Origin of the sequence: Paraglaciecola psychrophila 170, from assembly GCF_000347635.1 — a bacterium.
In the GTDB taxonomy this organism is placed as follows: domain Bacteria; phylum Pseudomonadota; class Gammaproteobacteria; order Enterobacterales; family Alteromonadaceae; genus Paraglaciecola; species Paraglaciecola psychrophila.
Map to the genome: position 1 here is coordinate 1,880,763 of NC_020514.1, position 12,853 is coordinate 1,893,615.

A 12,853-nucleotide genomic window follows, 5' to 3' on the forward strand; every position below is an offset into this window, starting at 1 on the left:
TTGTTTTTAATTTTCCGCCTTTCACTTATCTTCTTCTAAAACCCATGACATGCATAGCCCTCAAGTTTTTTGGGCTTTTTATTCATATACAAAAAGTGTTCATAACCTACCGAAAAAGCAAAAGGGTTGGCATTATAATCGGCGTAATATTGATCCCTACCTAATTTTGCTTCGTTAACGCCAGATGCAAAACCGCTTAAAAAGTCATCTCTGTGATTCATCAACAAATTTGTAAAATCACCGTCACTATCCACCACTTCAAACACACCCTCATGAACGAATTTATCAAGCAGTGTTGTGTTGAACGAGCCGCTATAAATTTCAGTTTCAGGGTCAAAGTTAACCAATGATGTACTGTTGCCACTGGCGGCCTCCATGAGAGATACGAATAATTCACGTACTTTTTTGGATATCAATTTACTAACCTTTTAAATTTATTAGATAATAAACAAAGCGCTTTTATGCTAAGAGTTATTGTACTTTTTAACCCAAGCATAAGTGAAGCACACAAGAGCGAAACTTTATTTCATCAGCATTATTCGTTAGTTCTTAACCCCCTTTTTAAAACCGCAGCGCTGATCAAAGTATTTGATGCATGCTCGAAACAAAACTACTGAGTCAATATGCTTCGACGTTGATATTAATAACGTAAAGCAGGGGAGCACTGTTGTCTTTAACAAAACACAGATAGCGTTTCTGGTTAATGTTGAATGCAACGATAACTCAGATTTTGGGTAGTAATAATTTATGGATGAGTGTGCTGTTCAAGCACTTCATTAATATATTTTTTACAGTATTCTTTGGCTTGGTTAAACTTTTCTTGATTGGCGCGACTCAGTGCGCAACGCAACCAAAAGCCATCGATTAATGCAGCGGTCACCTCCGCTGCGTCGTAGGCCGTTTTAGAATCTAATAATTGTTTGAAGCTGTAGCGTAGATTACTGACAAGACGGCGTTTATTGATCTCTTGTAGGCGGTACAGCTCCGGATCATGCATAGACTGGCCCCAAAAACTTAACCATGTCTTAGTGCTTGCGTCTGCCTGTTGTACGCTTGAGAAATTCAGATCAACAATTTTCATTAGCCGGTCATAAGGGGTATCCGGTGAATCCGATATTTTAAGTTGAGAAAGCAGATATTGAACAGAAGCTTCAATCAACGATTGTTTGCTACCAAAATAGTGGCTAATAATGCCGGACGACATTCCTGCACGTTTAGAGATAAGACTAATTGTTGCCCCTTTTAAACCGACCTCAGCAACAACTTGAATTGTTGCATCAATCAATTGTTGACGACGCAATGACCCCATTCCTACTTTTGGCATTCCTTTCTCTCGTGGTTAGTTTATTAGTAAGGTTCCAGCATTGATAACAATAGCTTGAACGCGATGTGCGTTAAGCACGTCACCAGCCTCATCATAAGGCCCTGAGGTGACAACAAGACCTTCTTTTTCTAATCTTTGATGATGACAAATAAAAATATCAGACGAGGTGACTGCCCATAGGGATAATCTAAATCTTCATCATAGTAACTGACTTCACCCTAATGAGTAAAACCACTTGTTAATGCCATATATCATTACCACTCATTAACAGAATACCACTCACTTTATGTCTCTTAATAAACGAAAAAAATGTTGCAGGTATATGGGGGAAACAACCTAAGGCTCCCAGCTAGTATTATCTTTAAGCTATGTCATATCACTGTTGTGTATGTATTTATTTTATGTTTTTGCCATTGCCATTGACATTTTTTATCAGCAATCATATTGTCGTTTAACTCGACTTGAACGCTCAAAGGACTCCTGTTCTTCGGTTCGCGAACGTTGATATCTTCTTCACGAGTGCGGTGAATAATGTGGTCCCGATTCCAACGAAGGTCAGCTGAAATTAGATGCTGACCTGCATTGTCTCCTCATTGTTAATAGGAGGTGTAAATGCCATTCCCCCTGATTCTGCGTGGCGAATTATCAGGCTCACCTCAGAAATCATGCATCATTTGGCTAGAGACTTTTTTGTTTTGATAGTGCTTATCAGCATAGATAGTACTGAAATCAAGATCATCAAAATGATACTTAACTCAACGTTTTTCACTTTTAAAACCAGGTTTTGCACCTCGTATGCGATATATACCCTGCAGTACCGGCATATCTTTGGTATTGCCATAGACGTTATGTCCTATAAAATAATAACGTCAGGCTCATCGTCGACAAGGCGACTAAAAATGGGAATGATTATATTTTGATGTTAGCACGAACCAAATAAAATACGACTTGGTGCAACAGTCTAGGTAGCTGTAGTAAACAGCAATGCAAAAATCGCTCATAATCTAACAAGTGTGTTTTTGCTTTGTTGTACTTATAAAATAGCCACATGCGGTAATAACCGCATGTGGCTTTCTCACATTTTTTTACATGACAAACTTAACATTCAATGCCGCAGTTCGCGGAGCACCAATCCAACCTGCGTTAGGTGCAATGGTACCAATGTAATCTTTATCAAAGACATTGTTTATAGTGAAGCTAAGTTCCATACTGTCAATGGCTCCACCAAATTCGTATGCCGTTCTACCTACGTACAAATCACTCACTACATAAGCGTCAGTTTCCTGAGTATTGGCTTGGTCTAAGAAGCGCTCACCAACATATTTGGAGCTAAAACCAGCATAAAAATCACCTTTGGTATAATCAAAGCTCACTACGGCCATATCCTGAGCACTTCCGAGTACGGTGTTGCCTAGGAATGCTTCGTCTGTATACGTAGAGTCATTCTTGGTATATGAAACATAGATGCCCAGATTATCTGTAATATTATAGTCTAGCGATGCTTCGATACCATCTGACTCAACACCTCCGTCATTGATGTATCCGCCGGCTGCTGCTTCTAAGAAGTCGATACCATTGACACTTTCATTACTAACAAATGTAATACGGTTTTCAAACTTAATGTTGTAGTAAGTAATGCTAGCGTTGAAACCAGGGGTTGAATAACGTAGACCAAGGTCAATGTTATCCGCTGTTTCAGGTTCTATTTGGCTAACGTCTGTATCGTCACGCTCTAATACCCCGTCTTTTATTGCTGCAAAGTTTTCAGCATAACCGCCGAATACTTCCAAACCTTTCAAAGGTAAAGGGGCAACAAATCCGGCTGATATTAGGGCGTCTGAGTCAGATGACACGTTTAAGTCATTTGCGGGCGTAAACTGATCTTCCTTAGTGACGTCAACGTTGAATTTCTTGGCACCCAGACGAAATTTAGCAAAACCAGCATCTATCTCATCTTCAATGTAGTACATCAGGGTTTCGACTGGAAACTCGCGGCTATACTGGACCCAGTAAGGATTGCTTTCATAACGAGGGCTGGTAGCCGCGTCAATGGTTTTATGCCAGCTGCGGTTTTCATCGCGCTGATAATCTTCATACCAGAAACCACCGCGTACAGTATTTGGCATACCCGCAATTGAGGTTTTCCAGACTAAGTCGGTGTTGACACCGAAACGATCTTTGTTGTAGTTACTATGACGATTTGAGCTGACAGGCATTGCCCCTTGATCATAACAACCCGGATCGACTTCTGCTCCACCACCGCCATAAGGATAACCGATAGAGCTGACACAACCTTCGTTAGGTGATAAAGACTGACCGTCACGATTAACAAAATAAATACTGCCCAATGATGAGCCGCTATAAGCTGTGGTTGCAGAGTCTAGTTCAGAGTGCGGATTACCTGCGCCGTCATTGGTGACGTCGGCTATATAATACGGCATCCATTTACCCATACCTTCATTTTTATGGTAGTAAATGTTGGTGCTCACCTCCACTTCACTCACCATGAAGTCTGCTTGCAAATAACCAAATAGGTTTTCACGTTCAGTACCCCAGGTTTCGCGCAGTACTTGATCTTGGTAAGGCACGCCCGTAAAGTTTTTGATTAGACCATCCCAGTTAGGCTCTTGCGCATATTGTCCAAGGCCGTAAACACGCTGATATGTATACTCTTCGGCATCGTCGTAGCTTAAATAACCGGTTAAAGCGACTTCGCCAATACGGCTGATTATTTTACCCTCTGCATGATCTCGCGAGTTAGTGACTGAACCGCCCATATAGTCATCATTTTGCTGGGTTGATATAGAGACCCATGCGAATGTGTCTTTTGCAATCTCGCCGGTATCGTAACGTGTGTAGAATTTCCGTGCGTTGTACTCACCAAGTGTAGTACTGACAGTCAGTTTTTCATCCAAACCTGGACGTATTGTTGTAAAGTCAAGTGTGCCGCCTAACGCTTCGTTAGAACGAGAGCTTATGTCAGCTGTACCCTGAGATACTTCAATGCTTCGTAAATTTTCGGTATCGATATAACGGCTGGCTTTGGTACCACCACCGTAGTTAGAGTTACCATTGGAAATGCCATCTACGGTCATGCCAATCTGCTGAGATGCCAAGTCCAGTTGAAAACCACGCATCGAGATGCTGGTTGACCATTCGTCTGATCCAAATGGGTCGCCTTCGTTAACCAATACTCCAGGCAAGTTATCGATAATGGATAGCGCGCTGGTCATTGGGGTTTGCTGTTTTTTCATTTCAGAGGAGATGGTGCTGTTTGCGTAAGAAACACTGCGGCCGGTAACTTGAATAGTTTCTATTGCTTCTTTTTTTGTATCTGCTTGTTGTTCTTTACTAACTTGTGCCATTGCGGGCAGAGAAGTGACAGATATTGCTGATAATACTGATAACACAGATAGTGCGATAACGCTTTGCTTCATAGGCAAATTAGGTTTCATAAAAGTTCCTGTTCAATGTATTTTAATAAACGTTCTTAATGTGTGGGAATAATATGCCAACCGAGTTAATGTTAATTGATCGTTCAGTTAAAATCAAATTTGGTTAATTGAACGTTCAATAAAGCTGTAGAAAAGATACCCTTATTATGTTGATATCTAGCGTGCAGCATAAAAATTAAATCCTAATTACTTATTGTTTTAATTAAGTTTTAATGCTTTTTTATTGATTTTAAAGAAGCTTTGATTAGGTATTCTAACGCTTTGATACGATACGATAGATGCTTATTAATATTTATTGTTAAGGTTGGTTAAGAGATTATTGATTATGATTAAAGTCATTAATTGTTTTTTGTATTATATCCAATGCATAATTATTAATGCGTAAAATTTAATTAGGGCTCTAACTATCGACTCTCGTTGAACCCGCCGAACTGTTACTACCATATTTTACTTTTAACCACATCAGTTGAATGGTTGATTATTAAACAAGACATATCTTCTAAATAAACCATTAAAAATAATTTGATGTGCCAATAAAAAAGTAATCTAGGTTAGATTAAATATGAATGGATGCTTAGGGCAATACTCCCTTTATGTGTTTATTCTTATGAATGGCAAATAACACAAAAAAGGTTATTAATTAAATCATAAACACTGCACATTATTTAACATGCATTGGTGATTTTTTATGCTATGAAGTCTTTCAGTGTTTCGTGCTTTTAGGGAATGTTAATACGTGAAACCGGTTTGTAATTAATAATAACGTTCGCAACAAAATAGCTGTTGCTGTTCAACTTAAGGGGCATATGCTCAGGGAAAAGTCAGGTATTAAAGGTATTAAAGACCTAAGACCGGTATTCAACTAATCAGGAAGTTAACGTCTAATAATATAAAGCTATTTTAATCTGTTTTTACGCTTTGAATTTTTGTTAATAGTTGGGTGAAGAGTTGGGTGAGTTAAACATAATTGGTTTGCTTGACGGGTGTAAAAAGCCATCATAATGTACTGTATCTTAATAAAACCTTAAGATAATTAGAATAGTCTATTGTTTTATAAAATAATAATGAGTGTTTGCTTGATGTTGTCTATCGTTATCCCCGCCAAGAATGAACAACAAAACGTCAAACCTTTGGTAGATGAAATTATCACTGTGCTTCAAGGTTTAGCAACATTCGAGATCCTTTACATTGACGATGGTAGCGATGATGAAACCTACGCAGAAGCGATTAATATGCGAGTCGAGGGTTCAACAAAGTTACGGCCATACAAACATACTTTTTCTGTTGGGCAAAGTGGTGCAATTCGCACTGGTGTATTAAAAGCTGCAGGTGACTTAATTGTCACCTTGGATGCAGATGGACAAAATGATCCTGCCGATATTCCGTTGTTATTGGCAGCAGCACTAAAACTCCCCAAAGGTTCAGATTTTTGCATAGCGGGTTATCGCAAAAAACGTAAAGACACACCTTGGAAACGCTTTCAGTCCAGAATTGCGAACCGAGTTCGCATTAAATTACTTGGAGATGACACGCCGGATACTGGCTGTGGTCTGAAAATTTTTCCTCGTAAAACCTTTTTAGCGCTACCTTACTTTGATCATATGCATCGCTTTCTTCCAGCCTTGGTTAAACGGCTCAATGGCACTATTGTGGTAGTGGAAGTGAGTCATAGAAATCGTCAGTTTGGGCAATCGAAATACAATATGTTAGGGCGTTTAGGTGTGGGTTTGATTGATATGTTAGGTGTAATGTGGCTGCAACGGCGCTATAAAGCTAGCGAAGTGATTGATGCTCGTGAGTGAACGTTTACTGGCGGTTATCCGCTTTAAATGGTTTAAAAGAGCCATGATGTTATTGCTGGGTTGTTTGCTTGGTGGGGCCATAGTAAGTAATCATGTCCTATTTCAGTCTTTCAACGAAAATTGGATAGATGCCCACATTAGGGACAATGGTGTGACTGGTATGTTGCTGTTTCTAGGACTCGGAGCGGCTGCTACTGCATTAGGCAGCCCAAGACAATTGTTAGCTTTTTTTGGGGGCTATGCGTTTGGGTTCATCAATGGCGCATTGCTATCGACCTTAGCCGCTGGATTCGGTTGTATCTTAAGTATGTATTTTGCACGATTTGCAGTCAGACAACAGATTAAAAAGCGTTACCCACAAAAAATATCCGCTATCGACCGATTCCTGGCAAAAAGTCCCTTCACAAAAACTATTGTTATTAGGCTGTTGCCGATTGGAAACAATTTAGTCACCAACCTTGTGGCAGGTGTCAGCCATGTCAGTGGGTTGTCCTTTGTGATGGGCTCCATGATTGGGTATCTTCCACAAATGGCCATCTTTGCTTTGATGGGCAAGGGGGTAATTGTTTTATCGATTTGGAAAGTTGTCTTAAGTATTGTGTTATTTGTTATTTCAAGTCTGTTGAGTGTCAGACTCTACAAACAATATAGAGCCGATAGTTTAATTGACGGCAGCGAACTTGCCGACCTTAAAAATATTCAACAAGATGAGGCAATCAGTAAATGAACCCAAAGAATCACTGGGGTGAGTATTTTTATAATGTCACATCTGAGCATCGTCATGCTCTATTTTGGTTGATGTCGATTGCGGCTAGTTTGATATTAATTGGTATTGGTTTACGTGATCCTTGGCCTGCCGACGAACCAAGATTTGCCCTAATAGCAAAGGAGATGGTTGATACCGGTCAATGGTTTTTCCCTGCTAGAGCACAGGAGTTGTACCCTGACAAACCACCCATCTTCATGTGGTCTATTGCATTATTTTATTGGCTAACCGATTCGATTAATTTTGCCTTTTTAATCCCTTCAGCCTTAAGTGGCTTACTCACTGTATTTTTAGTCTATGACATTGGACGCAAATTATGGTCAACCCAAATCGGTTTTATTGCAGGGCTGCTGCTGACGTTTAGTCTTCAGTTTATGTTGCAAGCCAAAACAGCGCAGATTGATGCGATGGTGTGTGCGTGGATCACTTTAGGCTGTTACGGGTTGCTCAGGTTTACCCTGGTTGACGGTAAATGGCGTTGGTACCTCTTAGCCTGGTTTTTTATGGGTATCGGAGTGATAACCAAAGGAGTGGGCTTTTTACCGCTTCTGATGTTAATACCTTACTTTGTGTTGCGGCTATCTGCTAAGCAATATGCTCAGGCGCCGATTATCACTCGGCAGTGGCTTTGGTATCTTGGGCCGCTGGTTATGTTGTTTGCTATATCACTGTGGTTTTTACCTATGCTGTGGTGGGTAGATCAAAGTCAAAACTCTTTATATGAAGTGTATCGTGACAATATTTTGTTTCGGCAAACAGTCACACGGTATGCCAATTCGTGGCATCACATTAAACCTTTTTGGTACTACTTAAGTTCTGTTATTCCGGGCTTTTGGCTACCCCTGAGTCTGGCTTTACCTTGGTTAATTAAGCCTTGGTGGAAGGCCATTAAACAAACCGATGCTAGGATTATATTACCCCTTGGTTGGATTGTCTTAGTGATAGTGTTTTTTAGTATGAGCGCAGGGAAACGCGGGGTGTATGTATTGCCAGCATTGCCAATGCTGGCATTGATCAGCGCCCCCTATTTTGCTCAGTTATTAAAAAGTAAGGTGCTTATCAATCTTGTCTGGGCAACCGTTGCATTGTTATCCCTAGGATTTTTTGTTTTTGCAATCGCAGGGTTTGCAGAGGCCAACTTTGCTGTTCGCTTGAGTGATAAATACAATGTTGTTCCTTGGTTATTTTTTCTCATTGTGGGTGGCGCAGGATTACTGAGTTGTGCTTTGCGCTTGGAAGGCAACAAGTGGCAAAGTTGGCCGATTTTTATCACAGTGGTGTGGGTGGCTTACAGCACCATGGGGTATGATTTGCTGAATGAAGCCAGAACACCGAAAAACATATATCGAGAAGTCAGTAACATTATCGAAGCTGATGCAGAAGTGGCTCTGGTGGACTTCTCCGAACAGTTTATTTTGTTTTCGCCATTTCGAATGACGCATTTTGGCTATCATACCGATGATCTACAACAACTAGCCGCTGCTTGGAAATGGCAAAAAGCGCAACCTAAGAGATATGTGATTATTGATTATGAATTGGTTAGCGATTGTTTTGATAAAAACAAAGTGATTCATCTAGGGTTTGCCCACAGAGTAGATTGGGTTTTATTAAATTCTGAAAGTCGCTTAGATAGTTGCATACCAGATGTTGAAAATTTGCCTGAGTATAGATATGGGTATTGAATGAGAAATAATCTAAAAGCTTTAAGCGTTACTTAAGTTAGCCCCGTTAAAGTTCTCTCAAGTCAACTTCTTGAGAGAACAATGTTATTCATTTCTAATTATCACACTACTTTTACCATCTCAAAAAGTTGGCTTAATTCTTTTAAAAAGATAAGCATATCAAGCAACTTGCTGATTGTTTTAAGCTGTGCATATGTTGCATTGGTACTCAATGCCCCTTTTTTACTTAAAGCTGCATCGGTGATCACTTCGTCAGATGATTACAGCTTATTGTTTTTGCTGTCAGTACCGGTGTTTCTGCTGAGTTTATTTATATTTATTAATAGTTTTATGGCTATCGGTTATTTATTAAAACCGGTATTGATAATGACTGTTTTTGTGTCTTCAATTATTTTCTACGCCATATCCAATTACGGTATCGTTTTTGATTATACGATGGTGCAAAACGCCATTGAAACAGACTCGACTGAGGCATTATCGTACTTAAATATTTATTTGATTAGTTTTTTGATTTTGTTTGGTGTGCTCCCTTCATTGTTAATCTATTGGGCACCGATACGTCAATTATCTATAGGGCAAAACATACTATCAAGACTATGGTTGATTGGTTTATGTCTACTAGTGATTGTGCCGATTGTAGGGAGTTTTTATGTTAACTATGCCGCAGTTGGCAGAAATAATTCTGACTTAATTACGTATGTCACGCCTTATAAATTGCTCGACTCATCGGTCAAATTCGTCAAGCGAAGCTATTTTTCACCTCATAGAGATTTTCAATTATTAGATACTACCCCCAGTCTTTCTGACTCAACGGGAGCAACCAAGGTAACTGTTTTAGTGTTGGGTGAAACTGCAAGGGCACAAAATTTTTCGCTTAATGGTTACGCCACACCTACCAACCAATACACCCAAGCAAAAGAGGTAATGTCGTTCTCAAACGTTGCATCCTGTGGCACTGCAACAGCGGTATCCGTTCCTTGCATGTTTTCTAGATTAGACCGACGCAGTTACGACCAACAGACCGCAGACTCACAACAGAATGTATTAGACATCATCCAATTAGCGGGAAGCGACGTGTTATGGATTGATAATAACAACGGCAGTTGCAAAGGTGTGTGTGCCCGAGTGAAAAGTATTGAACTATCCCCAGAGATTAAAAATCAGTTTTGTGACGGAGAATATTGTGTGGATGAAGCTTTATTAAGTCCACTTGGAGATAAACTCGATCATCTCACTCACCACAATACCCTCATTGTTTTACATATGATGGGCTCCCATGGGCCCACTTATTTTAGGCGTTTTCCACAAAATAAAAGGCCCTTTACACCAGATTGCCAACGCAGTGATATTCAAAACTGCACTCAACAAGAACTCATCAACACATATGATAATACCATCGTCTATACCGATTATGTATTGAGCAAGATAATCGAAAAGTTAACACTATTAGAGCAAACCAAGGATATTGAAACTTCTATGCTGTATATCTCTGATCACGGCGAATCACTTGGCGAAAAAGGTGTCTATCTGCACGGTTTACCCTATGCGTTTGCGCCGAGTGAACAAACCCACGTACCCATGATTTATTGGCAAGGATCCGCAATGCTTGATAAAAACCCAGCATGTATAAAGTCTATGACTGCGCAATCTATTTCTCACGATAATCTTTTTGATACATTACTAGGGATAACATCAGTAAAAAGCAGTACATACAATGCAAGTATGGATGTATTGGCCCAATGCCCAATCTTAGGAGTGTTAGCTAACACTGAGTTTGAAAATAACCAGATGGATATACTTTAGGTCGTGATTTTCGTATTTTCTTACGCAAATATAATTTACGCAAAAAAAAGGCTTATCTTTCGATAAGCCTTTTTTATTTTTTGGTGGAGCTGGCGGGACTTGAACCCGCGTCCAGAACACGTCAACCGTCGGTACTACATGCTTATTTTGTCTTTTATTTAACTACGTGGAACTCCGACAAACAGGATTTCGTTGCAGCTGGCCTAATACTATTTCGCGGTTCACCCTTAGACAAGGTTCCCTCGCTATCCTGCTGGGATGACCTTCCGAACCTCTACTAGCAGAAAGAGTATGAGTGGAAGGGCACTGCCGGGTATTAAGCGGCTAGTGCGTAGTTTTCGTCGTTTGCGACTATTTAAATGCGGCTTTTATAGAGGCAAACCGCTCCTCTGCATGCACCTAAAGCTTCTAGAGTCCTGTCGAATCCAAAATCAGCCCCAAGTTGTTGGTTGCAAACTACCAACAGGGTTATTCTAGCATAGGCTAGTGAGTTGTGAATACATTGTTTATGCAAATCTTGATACAAACCTTGTGTGGGTTGTATCTAGCCCAATATATTGGTTACAAATTATGCAGCTTTAACAGACTCTCATATGACATCCTCAATTTTCACCCCGTTTACATTACCTAACGGCCAAGTACTAAAAAATCGCTTAGTTAAAGCTGCCATGGAAGAAAATTTGGCGACGTCTGAACATCTGCCAGGTAATGCGCTTAAACGCCTTTATAAATCTTGGGCCGATGGCGGGGTTGGGCTAATCATTACCGGTAATGTGATGATTGATCACTTGGCCATGACTGGGCCAGGGGGAGTGGTTTTAGAGCAGGATACAGATTTAACTTCTTTTATTGACTTGGCAACGTTGTCAAAAGCGAATGCTACAAAAGTATGGATGCAAATCAATCATCCTGGCCGCCAAGTGTTTAAGAAAATGGGGGGTAAGGTGCTTTCTCCCTCTGATGTGGCGTTGAATATGGGTAAACATTCGTCGTTGTTTTCTACTCCTAAACCAATGGATGAGTCCGAAATTAAAGATGTTATTCAACGATTTACTATAACTGCAACCCGGGCTGAGCAAGCGGGCTTTGACGGTGTTGAAATACATGCTGCCCATGGTTATTTGCTGGCCCAATTTTTATCACCACTGACCAATAAACGCCAAGATAAGTGGGGAGGTAGTCTTGAAAACCGCGCCCGCTTATTGATTGATGTGGTTAAATCGGTAAAGGCGGCTTGTTCCGCGAGTTTTGCAGTCGCGGTGAAGCTTAATTCAGCAGACTTTCAACGTGGCGGTTTTGATATTGCGGATGCTGAACAAGTCGTGAAAATGCTCGCTGAGTTGAACATTGATGTAGTGGAATTATCGGGTGGCAGTTACGAGGCGCCTGCTATGCAGGGTCGTAGTGCAGATGACAGAACGTTAGCAAGAGAAGCCTACTTTTTAGAGTTCGCGACTAAAATTGCTAGAACTGTATCACTACCTATTATGACCACAGGAGGCGTACGCCGCTATGAAGTCGCTAAGCAGGTTGTTGATAGTGGAGTGGAGTTGGTGGGAATGGCTAGTTCGCTTGCGTTAACGCCAGATTTACCTAATCAATGGAAAAATGACCCAACGGTGCTAGGTCATATACCTGTGGTGAATTGGAAAGACAAAACTCTTAGCGGTCTAGCTACTATGGCAATGGTTAAACAGCAATTACGTCGCATTGGGGCGGGTAAGTCGCCTCAATTATCTGCGTCGCCGTTATGGGCTTTAATTACTGATCAAGTGCGTGGAGTAAAACTGACTAAGCGTTATAAAAGACAACACAAGCATGAAATTTCATAGTTATGGTGGCGCTACAAAGCCTTTGCAGAGCGGTATTATTTTTGTCTGAGTCGCTAGCATATAAGTGAGCCGTTTATACTTGATAAGTGTCAACGGCTAGCAATTCCTTTACTTTGCGTTAAACACTACTTGCATCTAAAAAGATGCCGCAGTGTTAGTTACATATTTGTTTGACCATTATGAGTTAGG

General features: G+C 40.5%; 8 protein-coding genes and 1 other RNA gene. 5 read left to right on the plus strand and 4 right to left on the minus strand.

The genetic code is table 11. The features are described from left to right. Nucleotides 1–35: 35 nt before the first annotated feature. From C427_RS08120 to C427_RS08130, 3 genes are all read right to left on the minus strand, one after another. On the minus strand, nt 36–416 hold the full coding sequence (locus C427_RS08120) for a hypothetical protein (protein WP_007643615.1): 381 nt from the start codon (nt 414–416) through the stop codon (nt 36–38). A 329-nt stretch (nt 417–745) separates the two neighbouring features. After that, on the minus strand, nt 746–1,324 hold the full coding sequence (betI, locus tag C427_RS08125; protein ID WP_007643612.1) for a transcriptional regulator BetI: 579 nt from the start codon (nt 1,322–1,324) through the stop codon (nt 746–748). A 1,085-nt stretch (nt 1,325–2,409) separates the two neighbouring features. Next, nucleotides 2,410–4,779 (minus strand): TonB-dependent receptor domain-containing protein, encoded by a 2,370-nt coding sequence (locus C427_RS08130; protein ID WP_007643610.1) that lies wholly within the window; start codon nt 4,777–4,779, stop codon nt 2,410–2,412. Nucleotides 4,780–5,858: 1,079 nt separating this feature from the next. On the opposite strand from C427_RS08130, the gene C427_RS08135 reads away from it, so the two are divergent. From C427_RS08135 to C427_RS08150, 4 genes are all read left to right on the plus strand, one after another. Beyond that, nucleotides 5,859–6,581 carry a glycosyltransferase family 2 protein gene (locus C427_RS08135; protein ID WP_007643607.1) on the plus strand — a complete coding sequence of 241 codons (723 nt, stop codon included), beginning with the start codon at nt 5,859–5,861 and terminating at the stop codon, nt 6,579–6,581. Beyond that, the gene (locus tag C427_RS08140) at nt 6,568–7,308 is read left to right on the plus strand and encodes a TVP38/TMEM64 family protein (RefSeq protein ID WP_236613750.1); all 741 of its coding nucleotides are present in this window, start codon (nt 6,568–6,570) and stop codon (nt 7,306–7,308) included. The genes C427_RS08135 and C427_RS08140 overlap by 14 nt, the downstream gene beginning before the upstream one ends. Continuing rightward, nucleotides 7,305–9,029 carry an ArnT family glycosyltransferase gene (locus tag C427_RS08145; RefSeq protein ID WP_007643603.1) on the plus strand — a complete coding sequence of 575 codons (1,725 nt, stop codon included), beginning with the start codon at nt 7,305–7,307 and terminating at the stop codon, nt 9,027–9,029. The genes C427_RS08140 and C427_RS08145 overlap by 4 nt, the downstream gene beginning before the upstream one ends. A gap of 81 nt (nt 9,030–9,110) precedes the next feature. Then, nucleotides 9,111–10,832, plus strand: a complete 1,722-nt coding sequence (locus C427_RS08150; RefSeq protein ID WP_226991299.1) for a phosphoethanolamine transferase — start codon at nt 9,111–9,113, stop codon at nt 10,830–10,832. Between the two features lie 81 nt (nt 10,833–10,913). On the opposite strand, the gene ssrA is transcribed toward C427_RS08150, so the two are convergent. After that, nucleotides 10,914–11,271, minus strand: a transfer-messenger RNA (tmRNA) gene (gene ssrA / locus C427_RS24740). Nucleotides 11,272–11,425: 154 nt separating this feature from the next. On the opposite strand from ssrA, the gene C427_RS08155 reads away from it, so the two are divergent. Beyond that, entirely contained in the window at nt 11,426–12,664 is a 1,239-nt protein-coding gene (locus C427_RS08155; protein ID WP_007643599.1) for an NADH:flavin oxidoreductase/NADH oxidase family protein, read from the plus strand. Nucleotides 12,665–12,853 lie beyond the last annotated feature (189 nt).